This is a genomic window from Halotolerantifilum yawarlongkerapense (assembly GCF_054506745.1).
In genome coordinates this window covers 1,708,328-1,725,266 of record NZ_CP199719.1, presented here as the reverse complement: position 1 = coordinate 1,725,266, position 16,939 = coordinate 1,708,328, and the positions used below count along the sequence as shown (strand labels likewise).

The 16,939-nt window shown below is 53.5% G+C and carries 21 protein-coding genes; 10 read left to right on the top strand and 11 right to left on the bottom strand.

The features are described 5' to 3' along the window. Position 1: 1 nt before the first annotated feature. Complete coding sequence (locus ACULM0_RS08350) at positions 2-766, bottom strand: YeeE/YedE thiosulfate transporter family protein (protein ID WP_463677095.1); 765 nt, start codon at positions 764-766, stop codon at positions 2-4. Positions 767-1,015: 249 nt separating this feature from the next. Here ACULM0_RS08350 and ACULM0_RS08345 point away from each other — a divergent pair, with 249 nt between their 5' ends. After that, complete coding sequence (locus tag ACULM0_RS08345) at positions 1,016-1,912, top strand: LysR family transcriptional regulator (protein WP_463677094.1); 897 nt, start codon at positions 1,016-1,018, stop codon at positions 1,910-1,912. On the opposite strand, the gene ACULM0_RS08340 is transcribed toward ACULM0_RS08345, so the two are convergent. Further along, positions 1,909-2,133 carry a sulfurtransferase TusA family protein gene (locus ACULM0_RS08340; protein WP_463677093.1) on the bottom strand — a complete coding sequence of 75 codons (225 nt, stop codon included), beginning with the start codon at positions 2,131-2,133 and terminating at the stop codon, positions 1,909-1,911. The two genes, ACULM0_RS08345 and ACULM0_RS08340, sit on opposite strands and share 4 nt — an antisense overlap. A gap of 2 nt (positions 2,134-2,135) precedes the next feature. Beyond that, positions 2,136-3,548: a leucyl aminopeptidase family protein gene (locus tag ACULM0_RS08335; RefSeq protein ID WP_463677092.1), complete on the bottom strand. Its 1,413-nt coding sequence runs from the start codon at positions 3,546-3,548 to the stop codon at positions 2,136-2,138. 97 nt (positions 3,549-3,645) lie between these two features. Between ACULM0_RS08335 and ACULM0_RS08330 the strand changes: the two genes are divergently transcribed. From ACULM0_RS08330 to ACULM0_RS08305, 6 genes are read left to right on the top strand one after another with little or no spacing between them, the layout of a single operon-like run. After that, positions 3,646-4,365 (top strand): glycosyltransferase, encoded by a 720-nt coding sequence (locus ACULM0_RS08330; RefSeq protein WP_463677091.1) that lies wholly within the window; start codon positions 3,646-3,648, stop codon positions 4,363-4,365. Positions 4,366-4,367: 2 nt separating this feature from the next. Beyond that, complete coding sequence (locus tag ACULM0_RS08325; protein WP_463677090.1) at positions 4,368-5,585, top strand: ATP-grasp domain-containing protein; 1,218 nt, start codon at positions 4,368-4,370, stop codon at positions 5,583-5,585. Beyond that, positions 5,582-6,505: an ABC transporter substrate-binding protein gene (locus ACULM0_RS08320; protein ID WP_463677089.1), complete on the top strand. Its 924-nt coding sequence runs from the start codon at positions 5,582-5,584 to the stop codon at positions 6,503-6,505. The genes ACULM0_RS08325 and ACULM0_RS08320 overlap by 4 nt, the downstream gene beginning before the upstream one ends. After that, a complete protein-coding gene (locus ACULM0_RS08315) occupies positions 6,498-7,238 on the top strand; it encodes an ABC transporter permease (RefSeq protein ID WP_463677088.1) in 741 nt (246 codons plus the stop codon). The genes ACULM0_RS08320 and ACULM0_RS08315 overlap by 8 nt, the downstream gene beginning before the upstream one ends. Next, positions 7,235-7,687, top strand: a complete 453-nt coding sequence (locus ACULM0_RS08310; RefSeq protein WP_463677087.1) for an ATP-binding cassette domain-containing protein — start codon at positions 7,235-7,237, stop codon at positions 7,685-7,687. Before ACULM0_RS08315 ends, ACULM0_RS08310 begins: the two co-directional genes overlap by 4 nt. Then, positions 7,672-7,881 carry a hypothetical protein gene (locus tag ACULM0_RS08305; protein WP_463677086.1) on the top strand — a complete coding sequence of 70 codons (210 nt, stop codon included), beginning with the start codon at positions 7,672-7,674 and terminating at the stop codon, positions 7,879-7,881. The genes ACULM0_RS08310 and ACULM0_RS08305 overlap by 16 nt, the downstream gene beginning before the upstream one ends. On the opposite strand, the gene ACULM0_RS08300 is transcribed toward ACULM0_RS08305, so the two are convergent. Next, complete coding sequence (locus ACULM0_RS08300) at positions 7,847-9,346, bottom strand: ArnT family glycosyltransferase (RefSeq protein ID WP_463677085.1); 1,500 nt, start codon at positions 9,344-9,346, stop codon at positions 7,847-7,849. The two genes, ACULM0_RS08305 and ACULM0_RS08300, sit on opposite strands and share 35 nt — an antisense overlap. Positions 9,347-9,367: 21 nt before the next feature. Continuing rightward, a complete protein-coding gene (locus tag ACULM0_RS08295; RefSeq protein WP_463677084.1) occupies positions 9,368-9,613 on the bottom strand; it encodes a hypothetical protein in 246 nt (81 codons plus the stop codon). 220 nt (positions 9,614-9,833) lie between these two features. Between ACULM0_RS08295 and ACULM0_RS08290 the strand changes: the two genes are divergently transcribed. Then, positions 9,834-10,757, top strand: coding sequence for a sulfurtransferase (locus ACULM0_RS08290; RefSeq protein WP_463677083.1), 924 nt, complete (start codon positions 9,834-9,836; stop codon positions 10,755-10,757). 21 nt (positions 10,758-10,778) lie between these two features. After that, a complete protein-coding gene (locus ACULM0_RS08285; protein WP_463677082.1) occupies positions 10,779-12,659 on the top strand; it encodes a rhodanese-like domain-containing protein in 1,881 nt (626 codons plus the stop codon). A 57-nt stretch (positions 12,660-12,716) separates the two neighbouring features. Here the strand turns inward: ACULM0_RS08285 and ACULM0_RS08280 are convergent, their stop codons facing one another. Beyond that, the gene (locus ACULM0_RS08280; protein WP_463677081.1) at positions 12,717-12,983 is read right to left on the bottom strand and encodes a YkuS family protein; all 267 of its coding nucleotides are present in this window, start codon (positions 12,981-12,983) and stop codon (positions 12,717-12,719) included. A gap of 111 nt (positions 12,984-13,094) precedes the next feature. On the opposite strand from ACULM0_RS08280, the gene ACULM0_RS08275 reads away from it, so the two are divergent. Beyond that, the gene (locus ACULM0_RS08275) at positions 13,095-13,496 is read left to right on the top strand and encodes a methylglyoxal synthase (protein ID WP_463677080.1); all 402 of its coding nucleotides are present in this window, start codon (positions 13,095-13,097) and stop codon (positions 13,494-13,496) included. Between the two features lie 15 nt (positions 13,497-13,511). Here the strand turns inward: ACULM0_RS08275 and ACULM0_RS08270 are convergent, their stop codons facing one another. From ACULM0_RS08270 to ACULM0_RS08250, 5 genes are all read right to left on the bottom strand, one after another. Further along, complete coding sequence (locus tag ACULM0_RS08270; protein WP_463677079.1) at positions 13,512-13,769, bottom strand: putative signal transducing protein; 258 nt, start codon at positions 13,767-13,769, stop codon at positions 13,512-13,514. A gap of 49 nt (positions 13,770-13,818) precedes the next feature. Continuing rightward, complete coding sequence (locus ACULM0_RS08265; RefSeq protein WP_463677078.1) at positions 13,819-14,052, bottom strand: thioredoxin family protein; 234 nt, start codon at positions 14,050-14,052, stop codon at positions 13,819-13,821. Positions 14,053-14,061: 9 nt separating this feature from the next. Further along, positions 14,062-15,009: a permease gene (locus ACULM0_RS08260; protein ID WP_463677077.1), complete on the bottom strand. Its 948-nt coding sequence runs from the start codon at positions 15,007-15,009 to the stop codon at positions 14,062-14,064. A 13-nt stretch (positions 15,010-15,022) separates the two neighbouring features. Then, a complete protein-coding gene (locus ACULM0_RS08255) occupies positions 15,023-15,334 on the bottom strand; it encodes an ArsR/SmtB family transcription factor (protein ID WP_463677076.1) in 312 nt (103 codons plus the stop codon). 224 nt (positions 15,335-15,558) lie between these two features. Next, the gene (locus tag ACULM0_RS08250; RefSeq protein ID WP_463677075.1) at positions 15,559-16,872 is read right to left on the bottom strand and encodes a PhoH family protein; all 1,314 of its coding nucleotides are present in this window, start codon (positions 16,870-16,872) and stop codon (positions 15,559-15,561) included. Positions 16,873-16,939: the final 67 nt, after the last annotated feature.

The following is a 16,939-nucleotide window of genomic DNA, read 5'->3' as shown; positions in this document are numbered from 1 at the left end:
ACTAGCGTGTTGTTCTTTTCTCCTCCCATCGGTCTGCCAAGATAAAAAGGGCGGCAATCACGATCAACTGGAGAGCGACGGCTCCGAACCACCCGAAATAATCAGGAAGGAAAACCGACTTGCCTCCGGCGATAAAGGTCCTCGTCCACCAGCCGAAGTCATGGGCTCCCCAGAAAGATCCGATGATGAAGAAGACGAGGGAGATCATCTGCATGGTGAATCCTTCGCCCACGCGCATCAACGTGCCGGAAGCACATCCGCCGGCGATGACCATTCCTATGCCAAAGATGAAGCCACCGGCTAGCGTGGCGAAGCTGATGGGTACGACGTAGCCTTGTCCGGGGATGGGTAATCCCCGGACGAAGAAGCCGTACTTGATGGCGGCGAAGCCAAGGGTGGTGATGGCGAAAGCCACGAGCACTGCACGCGCTAAGCTGGTCATGCCCGTCAGCATGGGATCGCGCATTGAGGCGGTGAAGCAGAATCTCGCGCGCTGCAAGATGAATCCGAAGGCGATGCCCGACAGCCAGAAGAAACCGAGGACTGGACTTTTCTGGGCGAACAAATAGCCGATAAACAAGACCATGGTGAGGAGAGCAAGTCCTCGTGGGATCTGGTTTGCTTTCTTGCCCCCCTTGCGACGGACAGAAGAACGCAGTTTTGAATCGGTATGTTTTTCAGAAGAAGAACCGTCGGCCTTTCCTCCTGCGGAGCTTTTATCGTTCCGATCGATCACTGGATCACGCTCCTTTTCAGCTGCTTTCATAAACGTCGTATCTACTAGTATTCTAACATAGCCCACGAGGAGTCTCTAGTGTCAGAAAGGAGGAGCGTTCAACAAGCGCAGCGAAAGAAACAAGTTCACTCGCTACTCTGCACGCATAGAGGGGACAGCTTCCTTGCTCGGATTTTGTGATAATGATAGAGGATAACATTCTCACTTGCTATCGGTTTTTCTTATAATAGATGATATAATGGACCCAAGGCATAAACAATGGAGTTTGGAGCTGATCGTATGCACATAGAATGCTTTGCTTACTTTTATAAAGTCGCCATGGCGAAATCGATATCCAAGGTGGCGAACTCATCGCACATCTCGCAGTCTGCTCTGAGCCAGCAGATCCAGAGGCTTGAGGAGACGTTGGGTTATCCGCTGCTCACGCGATCGAACAAGGGTGTCGAGTTGACGGACATGGGCTTGATCGTTCTGAAATACGCGAATAACATCGTTAGAACCTACAACAAGATGCAAGAAGAGCTATCGAATGCCGATCGCAACAGTCGCAAGATTACGATCGAGGCCTCTTGGCCCATCGCGAACTACGCGCTACCTTGTACGCTCTACGATATGAAGAAGAGATTCCCGCTCCACAACTATGAGTTGAAATCCAACGGATCAAAAGATATCATCGAGGTGGTCAACAACGGGATCGCCGATATTGGGTTTGTCTACGGTGAACCGGAGAATGAAAACGTGTTGGGCGTTGAAGTGGGCATCGATGAGGTGGTGCTCGTGGCTGAGGCCAATTTTGACATTGAAGAAGAGATTAACGCTAAGGATTTATCTTCTTATCCGATTATCATGCTTAACGATAACGTTCGGATTGAAGAGATCATTCGCAAGAATCTAGCGGAGCATAACCAGGGTCTCGACGATCTGAATATCCTGTTCAGCCTCGATGCCGTGGAAGCGGTGAAAAATTCACTGTCCCACCGCTACGGGATTGCCTTCATCCCCTACAGCGCTGTGAAAAAGGAACTCTATCGCAAACAATACAAAAAAATAGAGATCAAAGGATTTGATCTCTTGAATCATATCTATTTGGTTTATACCAATCAGAGCATGGAGAATGAAGCGGTGAAGGAATTCATCGATGCGTTCAAAGAAGTGGGGAACAAGAGCTTCTGTTAACGTACCTTTGTGATCGTGACTTCCCAGACCCCGGTCATCACCTCGTCAACGTCGACGGTGAAGGTCGGGGCTTTGTATTTGTCCTCTAGGGAAGTGAGCACACAACTATGGTCGATGGCCACGACCACGCTATCGCCCACTTCCATGCGTTGAAACGTCCGGTCGATCTTGAGCACCGGGAGGGGGCACATATCCCCCATGCAGTCCAGGTCGGTCCTCATGATCAGACAAGCTCCTCGGCCAGACGATAGAGAAGACGAACTCCGGCGCCGGTGGCACCCTTCGGTCCCGTGGGTGTTGCTTTGTCGGTGAAGGCCGGTCCTGCGATATCCAGGTGGATCCAAGGGCGATCCTCCACGAAGTTCATCAAGAACATGCCCGCGGTCACCATGCTGGCCTCTCTGGCAGCGTTGGTCAGATCAGCCTCGTGGTGCTTGATCAGATCACCATAGGCGTCATCATGGGGCATGCGCCAGATCTTTTCCCCAGAGCGTTCGGAAGCCCGGTCGAGCAGCGCGTGGAAGGTATCGTCATTGGATTGGCTACCGATGCGCTCTTGACCAAGGGCCACCACCTGGCCACCGGTGAGGGTGGCGATGTCCACCAGTCGCTTGGCCTTGAGTTCACGCTGGCTGAAGGTGAGTGCATCGGCCAGTGTCAATCGTCCCTCGGCATCCGTGGACTTGATGTAGATAGATTTTCCACCCATACTCCCGATGATATCCCCCGGATGGTAACTGCCACCAGAGATCATGTTCTCGCAGGCGGCGATGACGCCCACGATGTTCACGGGGAGGGCGCGTTCGGCAATCAGACGCAGGGCACCGATGACAGCGGCGGAACCACCCATATCGGATTTCATGTCCAGCATACCCTCTTTGCTCTTGATCGAGTAGCCACCTGAGTCGTAAGTGAGTCCCTTGCCGATGAAAGCCGTCAGTTCCTCCGGTTGATCCGGTGCTCCTTCGTAGCGAAGGAGGATCAATCTGGGCGCGTGAACGGATCCTCTGGCGACCTCGAGATAGGCGGTCATACCGAAGGCACGGATCGCGCCCTCCTCATGGACCGTCACCTCAACGGGGAGATCGGAAAACAAGGTGTCGCATGCAGCGGCGAGATCTTCTGGGTACAGGTCGTTGGCTGGTGTGTTGACAAGATCGCGCGTCAGGTTCGTGGCTTCTGCAAGAGACAGACCGAAGGCGGCGGCATCCACGGGTGCCGTTGCTCCTTCGAGGCATAGATTGAGATCGCGAGCTTCTTTCTTTTCCGATCGATAGCGGTCGAACCGGTAATCGGCGAGCCCCAAACCTTCGAAGAATCGCTCCGCCTCCTCGGAAACGAGATGCGGTGCGTGGATCACGCCGGTACTCACCCCGAGGTCCTGAAGAGCCTTGAAAACCTGTCCCGCCAGATGCGCGAGGGGTTTGGATCCCGGATAAGCAAAGAGGACATCATCCTCTGTGAGCACACTTACCTTGACGAAAGCCTCTTTCTTTTCTCGGTCATAACGTTTCATGTGGTTTTTCAGTGCATCACGATGCTCCTTGGGCCCCGAGATTGTGAGTTCGTCGTCCATCAGATAGATCGTCGCAAGTCCCGAAGCGGGCAGTGCGTCGTGTGAAATCAGTAGAATCATTGGTAACACCTCCATCTTTATTATACCGCAGTGGAGGTTGACGAAAAAATTTTTTTGTGGAAAAATGGGACTGCTTAGCTATGGAGGTGACCAACACATGCTATCGATCATTATTCCGGTGTACCGAGCAGCAGCTTCTCTCGAAAGGGTGGTTTCCGAAATCCAGGGGGCACTTCTGAAGATCGACTACGAGATAATCCTTGTGGACGACGCCAGTCCCGATGGGAGCTGGGCGGTAATCGAAACCCTTTGTGCGGGGGATTCCCGCTTGCGCGGCCTACGTCTTACGGAAAACCGAGGACAACAGAATGCCTTGGCCGGTGGGATTATCGAGTCCAAGGGCGAAGTGCTCATCACCATGGATGATGATGGACAACACCCGGCTTCGGAGATCCACAGATTGCTCGCGGCCATCTCAGCAGGTGCGGATTTGGCCTTTGTTGTTCCGGTCGTCAAACCACACAAGCACTATCGACGTTGGGGGTCTTTTTTGACCGATCGCACCTTCAACTTCTTGGTCGGTAAGCCCACCCAGATCAAGATCTCTAGCCTCAGGGCTTTCAAGCGGGAGATTGTTTGTGAGCTGCACCGGTATCCCTATCGATTCTTGTACCTTTCCGCCTATCTGCTCGGAAGATCGAAGTGCCCTGTTACGGTGGAGGGAAGTCTCCGGCCGCGGCACCACGGTATGAGCAACTACACTTTGCTACGCCTGGCGAAACTCTACGGACGGCTGATCCTTTACCACGGCACCCTTCCCTTATTAGATCGATTCAGGGCCAAAGGCCCCCTTTACCAGATAGCTGAGAGGAGATGAACATGCGCGTATTATTCTTAGGAGGCGGGAGGTGCCAGGAAAATGGGATCCGTCGCTTGAAAGCATTGGGACACGAAGTGATCCTGACGGACTACTATGAGCACCCCCACGCGGAAGAGCTTGCCGATGCACATGTTCAGATCAGTACTTTTGATCTCGAGGCCAATCTGATCGTGGCTAGGGACAAGTCCGTTTCCGCCGTAATGACCATGGGGACGGATCAACCGGTCCGTACCATGGCTCACGTGGCGGAGCGATTGGATCTACCGACTCCTATTGATCCTGAAACGGCATATCTGGTCACGAACAAGCGGGCCATGAAGATGAGATTCGTGGATGCGGGGCTCCCCACCGCCCCCTTTCTTTTCGTCGATCGACAGACGCGACCAGACGAGATTCCTTTTCCCCTTCCCTGGGTGGTGAAGCCCTTAGATGCCCAGGGACAGCGGGGGGTCTATCGCATAGATCGGCCCCAAGAACTGTCCACGGCCATCGATGATAGTTTTCGATTCACCCGAGAGAATCAGCTCCTTCTGGAGGGATACTATCCATCGCGGGAGGTCACGGTGACCGGATGGGTGTCCGGTGGAGAAACCCACGTGTTCACCATCACAGACCGTGTGACCACGGAAAACGGCAGGAGCATTGGAATCTGTACCGAGCACTTGTACCCGTCGCGGGCAGCCCGCGGCATAGAGAACGAGATTCGATCCTTGGCAGATCAGATCACCCGGGCCTTCGTTATTCAGGAAGGGCCCATTTACTATCAGATGCTCCTCGGCGAAAGGGGTCCTGTGATCAACGAGATCGCCTGTCGTTTGGGTGGAGCCTATGAAGATGTCTTCGTCCCCCTCGTCACGGGTGTGGACCTTCTGGGACTCCTGATCGCCAGCCACCTCGATGGGGAGGTCGAGATACCCGAGCACACCCAGGAGGATACCCGATTTTCACACCTCAGTGTACAGCTACTCTTCGCCCGGCCTGGTCGGGTGACGGAACTGCTTCATGAGACGGTACCCGGAGAGGTGGTGAGTGAGTGGTTCGTATCTCCGGGCGATCAGATCGAGCCTTTTGATAATGCCACCTACCGCGTGGGCTACGCCATCATCGGGGCCACATCGCAAGCAGAGCTGGAACAAAGGATCGGGATGTTTTTCGAGCGGAATCGCGTGCTCGAGGGTAGGGAGAACCTGCTCGTCGAAGGGAGGAAGGGAAAATGAAAGAACGTAGACTACTCTTGGTCCTTTTGCTCGGACTCCTTTTCATTACGGGCTGTAGCGCCGACGGGGGAAAGCTTAAGGTTGCCAAGCAGTACGGGCTCCCCTATGCCCCGCTTGAGATCATGGCGGCCAAGGGGTTCGATGTGGACCTCGACATCGAGTGGGTGCAGGTGAACAACAGTGCAGCCCTCAGGGAGGGGATGCTGACCGGTAGCATCGATATCGGCTTCATGGGAATCCCCCCTTTTTTAATCGGTGTCGACAAGGAGATGGATTGGTACTTGTTCACAGGCCTCAACCGCTCCTACCTGGCCTTAAACGGGAAGCCGGGGATCGACAGGCTCGAGGAGATCGAAAGTTCCGACCGCATTGCGCTCCCTCAGCCGGGGAGCATCCAGCATATCCTCTTGACCATGGCCGCCGAGCGAGCCTTCGGGGAGGCCACGCGATTTGACGATCAGTTGGTGGCGCTCAATCATCCCGAGGGCATGTTGGCCCTGTCGCAAGACCCCCTGGTGACCCTCCACTTCACCACCCTCCCTTATGTACTCGAGGAGCGTGAAGGGGGGCGTGCGGTGGAGGTGCTGTCGGGTGAAGAGGCCTTCGGTGGGCCCTTCACCCTGATCGTCGGCGTAGCTTCTGGCGCCTTCCTACGGGAAGAGCCGGAAGGGCTGGAAGCCTTTGAAGAGGCCCTGGCGAAGACGCTGGATTACATGGAGGAGCATCCTGAGGAGACGGTGTCCATTTTATCTGAGACCTACGGGCTATCGGAAGAGACCCTCGGCCGTTGGCTATCGGAAGGTCGTTCCTCCTATGGTCTGGAGGTCGATGGTTACGAAGCCTTTGTTTTGCATATGATCGATACGGAGTTGATCCAAGGGGGCCCGGAACGCTACCGGGCGGCGAGACGAGATGACTAGGCGTCGTCTCTTGCTCCTGGTGCTCATTGGGGTCTGGTGGGGGGCTGCTTTACTCCTGTCTAACCCCAATCTGCTACCCTCCCCCATCGAAGTGCTAGGGGTACTGTTGCGTGACCTGTCCATCTACCGTTATGCGCTGCTCTCCCTCGGTTTGATCCTAGTGGCTTTTGTGTCTTGCCTGCTGTTGGCCATTTTGGTCGCCACGCTATCGGAGCGTTCCCTCTGGGTCAAGGAAGGGATGTCGCTACTCATGGGACTCTTCGATCCGTTACCGGGAATCGCCCTCTTGCCCCTCCTTCTTCTCTGGTTGGGGATCGGAACGGCGGCGCTCTTTCTTCTGGTGACGCACGCGATGTTCTGGCCTCTCTATATTGCGCTTGCCAAGGGTTTCCAAGCGATTCCCTCGATTTACCGAGATGTGGGGAAGACCTTCGGATTGTCGTCGGTACGACAGTTGAAGGACATCGCCTTACCCGCCAGTCTTCCCCACCTCATGGCCGGTTCACGACAGGCCTTCGCCCGTGGGTGGCGGGCGGTGATTGCCGCGGAGATGTTTTTCGGTGCGATCGGTGGAAGCGGGGGGCTTGGTTTCTACATCGTCAAGAAGCGGGCTTTTTTTGACGTCCCCGCTCTAACGGCGGCCCTCTTTCTGATCGTCGTGACGGGTATCGTCGTGGAGAAGCATCTGTTCTCGACCTTGGAGGAACAGACGATCGGGAGGTGGTACGGATGATCCGTTTTGATGGGTTGACGGTTATTATAGAAAAGCAGGTGATCCTTGAGAATCTATCGGGTCATCTGACCCCCGGTCGTTTCCATGTGCTCGTGGGGCCCTCGGGTTCGGGTAAGACCACCTTGCTCCGTGCCCTAGCGGGGTTAACCCCACACCGGGGCCGCGTGAGGGGACCGCGTCCGCTGATGGTCTTTCAAACCTTCGATCAGTTGCTCCCCTGGAAGACCCTCGGGGAGAACGTCGCCTATGCCCTGCACCTCGCGGGAAACCATGAGGAGGGACAGGTGGACCGATGGCTGGAGGCCGTGGGATTGAGCGAAGCGAAAGACCAATACCCCCGGCGCTCTCCGGCGGCATGCGCCAGCGTGGGGCGCTCGCACGGGCCCTGGCCTACGATCCCTCCGTTTTGCTTCTCGACGAACCCTTCGGGAGCTTGGATGAGGGACTGAAGCGAAAACTGGGGGAGATGGTCGTGGATCTACAGCGGCAGACGCAGAAGACCTTCCTCTTTGTGACGCATGATCTGGAGGAGGCCTTGCGTCTCGCCGATGACATTTTGATAGTAGAAGCAAAAGACCGCCTGGTGTCCTTGACACCGGAGGCGGCCGTTAATCATCCGTTCTTTCTAAGCGGTACACGGTGATGCGATAGGGTCTTATTAGGGCCAGATCGACCACACGCATGGCGAAGCGCGAGTCCATCTCAGCCGTGATTCTGCCGTGTGTGCCCAAGTAACCCATCATCTCGTCGTAGTAGGGATAGAGGTTACCGTACAGGGCGTTGTAGAGCGGTCGCTTCTGGTAGAATAGGTGCATCTCTTCGAAGAGAACAACCGTACGGATGTCCCGGGTTTCCACGTATTCCGAGAAGGTGAGCCCCTGTCTTTCGAGATGGTCTAGATTCCGGACATCATAGAAGGAAAGATCGGAAAGGGCGAATCCGGTATTCAAATTGGCGAGCACCGGTCCCTCCGTGACCTCGCGTGAGAGAAATGACGCGAAGGCAGGATAATCGTAGGACCACACGAGAGAAAGGTTAGCGAGTGAAAGGAAGAGGGATAGCAGACCGACGGCCACGAGGGCCGCGGTCTTTTTTCTTTGGGAGAGCGAGTGGAGAAGGCCGGCCAAGAGCGCATAGAGATAGGGGTAGAAGAAGATCAGGCTCGTCTGATTATAACGACCGATGAGCACGAGCCCGATCAGCGTACCCAGGATACCAGCGAGCGGTGCCCTTAACTCGTGGTGCTTACCGGAGGAGAAGATCGACCAGAGGAGCAGACCTCCGAAGAACCAGAAGAGGGGCTTTTGGCGCGGGACGAAGTAGGTGCCCGAGATGGCGTGATAGAGTTTGTAGAGATAGTCGTCAAGCCCACGGATTTTTGTCATCAGACCACTGTCCACACCCAGCGTAGAACCGAAGGAGAAAAAGTGGGAGAAAAAATCGGGATCCATCCGGAGGCTCCATAGGACGAAAAACAGGGCGAAGAGGCCGATGGGAAGGCCCCAGAAGAACCAGCGCTTCAGGCGATTTCCCTCCGAAAGACCGAGGACTGCGAAGAGCCCGGAGAAAACTAGGAAGGCATTCGGGTGAACGCCGATGGCCAGCCCGACCAGGGCTCCGGAGGCGATCAGCCGCGGGAACTTTCTATTGTCGCCATCGATCAAGAGCCAGGCGCCGAGCAGAAAGGCGAGAAGGATGCTTTCCTGTCTAGCCATATGCGAGGCATGGAGCCACTGGACATTGAGGGCGAGCAGGAGGACGGTGGCAAGGGCTGTCTGTTCTTCGTAGCGGTGTCTGAGAAGACGGTAGAAAAGTCCCAGCGCGAGCAGTGAAGCCAGGAAAGAAAGCAGGCGCATGGAGAAAAGCGTTGTACCGAACAAACCGATGAAAGTCATCTGGAGCAGATTGAAGACGACCTTGATCGCATGGGGATACATGGGGTACAAATCGAAAAAAGGATGAGAGGCGGAGAGCGAGCCGGAGCTCAGCATCTCCTGGCTGAGTAGAGCCAGCCAGCTCTCGTCCGAATGCATGAAGGGAAAGCGCGTGAGCGTGGCCAAGCTCCCGACCAAAGTCAAGAACAAGAGGAGAGATAGGTTTTTTTTCATCGGCTTATACACCTGCTTTTTTCACGAGGCGATCCTCTCGAGTAGGGAAGACTCTGCATCACGCCTCAGTGTATCGGCTTTGAAAGTGGACCCGGGATTGTAGAGACGAAAACCAATGTGATGAAAGAGCCCTGATGAACAGGTCCCGCTGGGGCTCGTTGGGAGGTAACTTTTGGCAGCCATTTCATACAAAACATGGGCAGTGGGGCAGAGCGGCCTTCGGCAAAGGGCGTCCGTAATGCGATAGGGGGTGGGAACTGCGCGCACGAGCTCCCCCCTTCTGTATCCTTATCATACTCTATGTGCTTGGGGATGCAAAGGGATCGTCTGATACTTTTTTCACGTTGCATTCATGAAACGGTTACAATATTAGAAAAACTGATAGTGAGTTTCGGGGGTTCTCGCGTATAATGAGAGTGTGCATTGTTGAAGAATTAACAATCAATCGGGAATGATCTTTTCGAGAGTAACAAAACGGAGGAGAATTATGCAGAAGAATCGCTTGAAATGGTTCATGTTGCTGGGTATGGTTCTTGTGCTCGTCGCCGGTTGTACGGCTGGAGCGAGCGATGAAGCGGGAGATTTTATCATCTCTGCTGAAGAAGCCCTGGCCATGAAAGATGATGCCGGGGTCATCCTGGTAGATGCGCAGAATACCTATGACAAGTACGAGGATGAGCATGTGGCGGGAGCGATCAGTATCGCGCGACCCGAAATCATGATCAACGAACCGGTGAACAATATGCTTCCACCGGCAGAGCAGATTGAAACCACAATGGGCGAAAAAGGCATCTCCAATGAGAGCACGCTCCTCATCTACGACAGCAACAACAATATGGATGCCTCACGTCTCTGGTACACATTATTTGTTTACGGACATGAGGACACAAAGCTCAAGGTCATCAGTGGGGGTCTCGAAGCGATGAAAGCAGCGGGCGCCGAGACAACGACCGACGTAACGACTTTGCCCGAAACAACCTACACGGCGGGCGAGTTCAAGTCGGAGTACTACGCAACGATTGATGATGTGATTGGGCAGCTCAATTACCCCGATCCACAGGTGACGTTGCTGGATACGCGGAGCACCGAGGAGTTTGATGAGGGTACGATCCCCACATCGATTCTGATCCCTTACAATGAGAACAACGAGTCAGACGGAACTTTTAAAGAAGCGAAGGACATTCGTATCATGTACATGGACAATGATCTTTACACGGACAATACACTGATCATGTACTGCAAAACATCCGTCAGAGGTGCCGAGACATTTGTTGCCCTGTATAATGCGGGGTACCGGGACCTTAAGATTTACGATGGCGCTTATCTGGAGTGGTCGAGCGATCCACAACTACCGATCCAGAGACCAGAAGGCGAAGAAGCTGTAGAGTTTAATCAGCAGGATGCTTCGTAAGAAGCAAGGGGGGCTACAAAGATGATGAAAAAGAAGAGAATCGCAGCACTACTACTATCCCTGATGATGGTTCTATCCATCCTCAGCGGTTGTGCGGGAGAGACACCAGCACAGGATGAGCCACAGGAAATGATTCAAAAGTCAGATGAACCGGCTGAGACGCCTGCAGAACCAGCTGAAGCACCAGAAGCACCAGAAGCACCAGAAGCCGATGCTGACGTACAGGCCATTGCTCGTGCGGTGATGGACGAGAAGCCAGATCACAGCTACATGGTCGGTGCCGAGGATGTCTTCGCGGCTATCGACAACGGTGAAGATTTCTTCGTGCTGGACATCCGTCAGCCCGATGTTTACGCAGAAGGACACATCAAGGGTGCTGTGAACGCTCCCTGGGGTCCTGAGTTCGGTAGCGTGCTGGAGAACCTGCCCGCTGACAAGCCGATCTACCTCTACTGCTACACAGGTCAGACGGCCGGTCAAACCGTTGCTATGCTGAATTTCGCTGGATACGATGCGTACAGCGTCCGTTACGGTTGGAACTTGGGCGTTTCCCAGACAGATGGATTCGAAGGCTACGCGGAGACAGAAGCCAATGATTTCGGTGATGTGGAGACCCTAGCTGTTGATCCCGCTGTGAAGGAAGCTTTCGTAGCCTACTACGAGGGACTTGCTGATGTGGCCGGTGACACCTACGCGAACTACAAGATTTCAGAAGACAATGCGAAGGCGCTTCTCGACGAGGATGCTGAAGATGTGATCTTCCTGTCGATCCGTCGCTACGATGACTACAAAGACCAGCATATCTCCGGAGCGCTCAACGCGCCTTACGGACAGACGATGCTGTCGGATATCGAGACCATGGGTCTTCCCAAGGATCAGAAAGTCATCGTGAACTGCTACTCCGGACAAACGGCCGGTCAAGCGGTGGCCATCATGCGACTGCTCGGATACGATGCCGTGAGCCTCAACTTCGGTATGGGCACGCCTAAAACACCTGGTGGTTGGGCGAACAAAGGCTTTGAGACGGTAGATACTGTTGAAACCGCTGATTTCGGTGCAACTAACGTACAGGCCATTGCCCGTGCGGTAATGGACGAGAAGCCAGATCACAGCTACATGGTCGGTGCCGAGGATGTCTTCGCGGCTATCGACAACGGTGAAGATTTCTTCGTGCTGGACATCCGTCAGCCCGATGTTTACGCAGAAGGGCACATCAAGGGTGCTGTGAACGCTCCCTGGGGTCCTGAGTTCGGTAGCGTGCTGGAGAACCTGCCCGCTGACAAGCCGATCTACCTCTACTGCTACACAGGTCAGACGGCCGGTCAAACCGTTGCTATGCTGAATTTCGCTGGATACGATGCGTACAGCGTCCGTTACGGTTGGAACTTGGGCGTTTCCCAGACAGATGGATTCGAAGGCTACGCGGAGACAGAAGCCAATGATTTCGGTGATGTGGAGACCCTAGCTGTTGATCCCGCTGTGAAGGAAGCTTTCGTAGCCTACTACGAGGGACTTGCTGATGTGGCCGGTGACACCTACGCGAACTACAAGATTTCAGAAGACAATGCGAAGGCGCTTCTCGACGAGGGTGCTGAAGATGTGATCTTCCTGTCGATCCGTCGCTACGATGACTACAAAGACCAGCATATCTCCGGAGCGCTCAACGCGCCTTACGGACAGACGATGCTGTCGGACATCGAGACCATGGGTCTTCCCAAGGATCAGAAAGTCATCGTGAACTGCTACTCCGGACAAACGGCCGGTCAAGCGGTGGCCATCATGCGACTGCTCGGATACGATGCCGTGAGCCTCAACTTCGGTATGGGCACGCCTAAAACACCTGGTGGTTGGGCGAACAAAGGCTTTGAGACGGTAGATACCGTCGAGACAGCAAGCTTCTAAAAAAACTTAAAAAGGTCTCATGCGCTGAATGATTCGCGCATGGGACCTTTTTCAACTTCAGCAGGAGTTGTTCTCTACGTGTTTGAGTACTTGTTCGGGGGTCATGTTCGTGGCATCGATGACAAGCATACCATGTTCTTCATCCTTACCGATGTGGCACTGCACGGGCTCGATTTCTTCATAGGCCTCATCCACATCACAGATGATGGTGATATCAGCGTCCATGTCGTGCTCGCCATAATAGACCACTTCGTGTCCTACCTCTCGCAAGGCTTTTTCGATGTCAGGAATTCCTTTTTGGATAGAGATTTTATACTTTTTCACTCTTCCCCACCTCCTTGTTAAAAAAATACCCTTTCGAGGCGAGGAAAACCAAAAAAATTTTCACCTGTGATATAATGATTGAAAAGTACGAAAAAAGGGGAGTTGAGATCCATGCGGATAGCTTTGATTGCTCATGATAAAATGAAGGATGCGATGGTCAAGTTCGCGGTGAGAAATGAATCGATTTTACAGGCGCACAAACTGTACAGTACAGGGACGACGGGAAAACGCGTGATGGATGTGACGGGACTGGACATTGTACGCAAACTCTCAGGACCGATCGGAGGGGACCAACAGATCGGCGCCATGGTAGCGGAAGATGTGATCGACCTGATCATCTTCTTGAGAGACCCGCTCTCCGCTCAGCCACATGAGCCCGATGTCCAGGCACTTCTGAGAATCTGTGACGTGCACGGGGTACCGCTGGCCACGAATATCACCTCGGCCTCGATGTTACTCGAGTCGATGCACGAGAATGAGGATTGGAAGATCATCAAGAATACCTACGCATGAAAAAAGCCCGGGTACCTAAAAGGTACTCGGGCTTTGTAATTCGTCATCCATATCATAGTAGGCTTCAATAAGCTCCTTGGCCCTGTCGTGATCACCATCGAGTACATAGAGGTCAATGCCAAAGAGCGGCGTGCCCATATACAGGCTGGTGACCCCACTGTTATCGTGCATCTTGGCAAAGGCCTGGATTCCTTCTGAAGCGAGAAAGGCCCGCATCTGATTGGCCTGGAAATCATCCTTCACATTGGTCAGTAGTTTCCATGAAGCCGTCATGGTCCACCACGCTCCCTTCTATGAAGTAGATACCCGTAAGCTACTGTGGCTAATCTGTCAGGTAGGCTTGAATCTCTTTTTTCGAGGGGACGCTACCGCTCACCACGACGCTATCATCTTTCACCAGGGCGGGCGTTTTCATCACACCGTAGCCCATGATCTTTTTGAAGTCCTCTACTTTCTCCACTGTGGCCTCTAGCTGATTCTCCTCGATGACTTCTCGCACGCGCTTCTCGAGTTTCGTGCAATTCGCACAGCCGGAACCTAAAATTTTAATCTGCATGATAACCTCCTAAAGTATGGTGTTGAAGAGTATGCCGACCAGAATCATTCCTGTGCCGGAAATACCGACGAAGATCCCGATCAGCTTGGGTTTGATGACCTGCTTGAGCAGGAGCATTTCTGGAAGACTCAGGGCCACGACGCTCATCATAAAGACGAGAGCCGTTCCAACGCCCACGCCCTTCTGGATGAGAACCTCCACGATGGGAATCGTTCCGACGGCATTGGAATAGAGCGGGATACCTGCTCCAACCGCCACAAAAACAGCGAGTGGATTGTTCGGACCTGCATAGGTGACGAGAAAGTCTTCGGGCACATAGCCGTGGATCAATGCGCCCAGGCCGATACCGATGACAATAAAAATCCACACGCGCGAGACCACAGCCTTGACTTCACCCCAGGCGATGGTGATCCGGTGCTTCAAGGTCATATGGGTAACTTCCGTCTCCCCCACGTTCATTTCAAAAACGTAAGGTTCGACGAGGTGATAGAGATTGAACCGTTCGATCAGATAGCCCGCGATGATCCCGATGGTCATTCCCGCCAAGGTGTAGATGAGGGCGATCTTGGGTCCAAAGGTGATCAGTAGAAAACCTAGGGCGATCTCATTGACGATGGGGGAGGTGAGCAGGAAAGTGAAGGTCACACCGAGCGGAATCCCCGATTCCACGAAACCGATGAAAATCGGAACGGTGGAGCAAGAGCAGAAGGGACTCAAGACCCCGAGGAAGGCGGCCACCACGTAGGTGAAAAAGCCGTTAATTTTCCCGAGCATTTTTTTCACCCGCTCGGGCGGGAAAAAACTACGGATGAATCCGATGACAAAGACCATGAAGGTCAGGAGAAAGAGGATCTTCAGGGTATCGTAAACGAAGAAATGGACACTTTCTGTCAGATGGACACCGGCGGTCATGCCAAAAATATCATAGACCAGCCAATCGGCAAAAGCTTTGAACATAGGTAAGCCTCCCTTAATCGGTCAATTGCTCGGTCAACAATTGAAGCTGTGCTGACAGCAGGTGCCCGGCGGTATCCATTAGTTCAAAGACAGCAGGATCGGCCACGGCATAGTGCACATTGACACCGACCCGATTGCTGGTGACGAGCCCGGACTCTCTCAGGATCTTCAGATGTTGAGAGAGATTGGATTGTTCGAGCGCAGTCTCTTCTAGAATTTCACAGACACACAGGGGGGATTGTTCGCGCAGACGATTGAGGATCATCAAGCGCGTGGGATGCGCCATCGATTTGAACAGCTGGCTGAGCAGTTTGTATTTTTGCATGAATTTCACCTCATCATTATATTAGAATATGCTAATATGATAATCTGGATAGAGATCTTTGTCAAGTGGATAACAGGATTCTTTTTGTGGATAACCTGTGGATTCTGTGGGGAACGGAAAAGATGTTTTTGTGGATGATGAGGATATCCACCGAAAAAAGAGGTTATCCACAGTAAATTGTGGACAACCTCTTGATGATCTGTGTAAAGTCCTTGTTAAGTCCCTTACAAAGCGTCTTCGGCCACCCGTGCCAAGGGGCTCCGCTCCACTTGTTTCAGGGTGATATGCCCGGTGAGATCGTAGGCTTTCAGCTTGTCCACGAGGTAGACCAGTCCGTTGGACTTCTTGTCTACGAGAACAGAATCGATCTGGTTGTCCGAGGGATCCCCACAGAAGATGAATTTGGCGTCGCTCCCGGCACGCGTGAGCATGAGCTTGGCCAGATGCGGTGTGGTCTGTTGAGATTCGTCAACGATCACGATAGCATCGTGAAGCGTTCGTCCCCTCATGTAGTTGAAGGTTTTTGTCTCGATAATCCCCTTTTCGCGGTAGATTTCGATGAAACTGGCCACCGTCTCCTGGTCCGTAGGTTTGCCCAGGTTAAAAAGATTGTCAATGGCATCGTAGAAGGGGCCCATCCAGGGTTTGAGTTTCTCTTCCTCCGTCCCCGGAAGATAGCCGATGTCATTACCGGCGCTGATCACGGGTCTCACGAAGATGATGCGACGGTAGGCTTTATCTTCCACAACCTTTTGCAGGGCGACGGCCGTGGCCAAGATCGTCTTTCCACTTCCCGCGCCACCGGTCAGGGTGACGAGCGGAACGTCGGGATCCATGAGGAGTTCAAAAGCGAAGCGCTGCTCTCTATTCCTAGGCTTCAGTCCCCAGGCCTGAGATTTACTGTACTGTAACGGCATGACTTTTCCGTGCTTCATGCGAGCCAAGACTTCATTTGAAGCGTTCTCACGGTTGATGATATGGAAGCAGTGGTTCGGAGGATAGTTTTCACCGGGGGTGTATCCTCCCTCGAAGAGCTGCTGGATCTCATTTGTAGAGAGATAGAGGGTGGTGTATCCCCTATAGAGCTCGTCCACGTTGATCTGGTCGGTTTGGTAATCCTCCACCAGGATCCCCATGGTATCCGCTTTGATGGCCATGTTCAGATCTTTGGTAATGAGGATTGTCGGTCGCTGGGCGTGGGACTGGATGGATTTCGTGATTGCTAGGATCCGGTTGTCATTCTTGGTGGGGTCAAAGGCATCGGGCAAGAGGGCAAGGTTCATCTGGTTGGGCTCGATGCGCAGGTAGCCGCCACCCGGTAGCAAAATGCCATCGGTCAGGGGTGCCTTCCCCCGCAGCTGGTTGATTTCTCTCAGGGCCTCACGCGCGTGATAGCCTACCAATCCGTCTTTATTTTTCAAACCATCGAGTTCTTCGATGCAGATCAAAGGGATAATCAGGTGATTGTCTTGGAAATGAAAGAGAACCTTGGGATCGTGGATCAACACGTTCGTATCGAGCACGTAGTTCTTGATCATCAAAACGCCTCCTTTTTTCCATCGTACCACGATGAGAGCCGGGGGGTGTTAAGTTTAGGAAAAAATG

What these genes read in the sequence shown, in the direction of transcription:
- ACULM0_RS08350 (WP_463677095.1), bottom strand. Translation starts at nt 766, where the DNA reads ATGAAAGCAGCTGAAAAGGAGCGTGATCCAGTGATCGATCGGAACGAT.
- ACULM0_RS08345 (WP_463677094.1), top strand. Translation starts at nt 1,016, where the DNA reads ATGCACATAGAATGCTTTGCTTACTTTTATAAAGTCGCCATGGCGAAA.
- ACULM0_RS08340 (WP_463677093.1), bottom strand. Translation starts at nt 2,133, where the DNA reads ATGAGGACCGACCTGGACTGCATGGGGGATATGTGCCCCCTCCCGGTG.
- ACULM0_RS08335 (WP_463677092.1), bottom strand. Translation starts at nt 3,548, where the DNA reads ATGATTCTACTGATTTCACACGACGCACTGCCCGCTTCGGGACTTGCG.
- ACULM0_RS08330 (WP_463677091.1), top strand. Translation starts at nt 3,646, where the DNA reads ATGCTATCGATCATTATTCCGGTGTACCGAGCAGCAGCTTCTCTCGAA.
- ACULM0_RS08325 (WP_463677090.1), top strand. Translation starts at nt 4,368, where the DNA reads ATGCGCGTATTATTCTTAGGAGGCGGGAGGTGCCAGGAAAATGGGATC.
- ACULM0_RS08320 (WP_463677089.1), top strand. Translation starts at nt 5,582, where the DNA reads ATGAAAGAACGTAGACTACTCTTGGTCCTTTTGCTCGGACTCCTTTTC.
- ACULM0_RS08315 (WP_463677088.1), top strand. Translation starts at nt 6,498, where the DNA reads ATGACTAGGCGTCGTCTCTTGCTCCTGGTGCTCATTGGGGTCTGGTGG.
- ACULM0_RS08310 (WP_463677087.1), top strand. Translation starts at nt 7,235, where the DNA reads ATGATCCGTTTTGATGGGTTGACGGTTATTATAGAAAAGCAGGTGATC.
- ACULM0_RS08300 (WP_463677085.1), bottom strand. Translation starts at nt 9,346, where the DNA reads ATGAAAAAAAACCTATCTCTCCTCTTGTTCTTGACTTTGGTCGGGAGC.
- ACULM0_RS08290 (WP_463677083.1), top strand. Translation starts at nt 9,834, where the DNA reads ATGCAGAAGAATCGCTTGAAATGGTTCATGTTGCTGGGTATGGTTCTT.
- ACULM0_RS08285 (WP_463677082.1), top strand. Translation starts at nt 10,779, where the DNA reads ATGATGAAAAAGAAGAGAATCGCAGCACTACTACTATCCCTGATGATG.
- ACULM0_RS08275 (WP_463677080.1), top strand. Translation starts at nt 13,095, where the DNA reads ATGCGGATAGCTTTGATTGCTCATGATAAAATGAAGGATGCGATGGTC.
- ACULM0_RS08270 (WP_463677079.1), bottom strand. Translation starts at nt 13,769, where the DNA reads ATGACGGCTTCATGGAAACTACTGACCAATGTGAAGGATGATTTCCAG.
- ACULM0_RS08265 (WP_463677078.1), bottom strand. Translation starts at nt 14,052, where the DNA reads ATGCAGATTAAAATTTTAGGTTCCGGCTGTGCGAATTGCACGAAACTC.
- ACULM0_RS08260 (WP_463677077.1), bottom strand. Translation starts at nt 15,009, where the DNA reads ATGTTCAAAGCTTTTGCCGATTGGCTGGTCTATGATATTTTTGGCATG.
- ACULM0_RS08255 (WP_463677076.1), bottom strand. Translation starts at nt 15,334, where the DNA reads ATGCAAAAATACAAACTGCTCAGCCAGCTGTTCAAATCGATGGCGCAT.
- ACULM0_RS08250 (WP_463677075.1), bottom strand. Translation starts at nt 16,872, where the DNA reads ATGATCAAGAACTACGTGCTCGATACGAACGTGTTGATCCACGATCCC.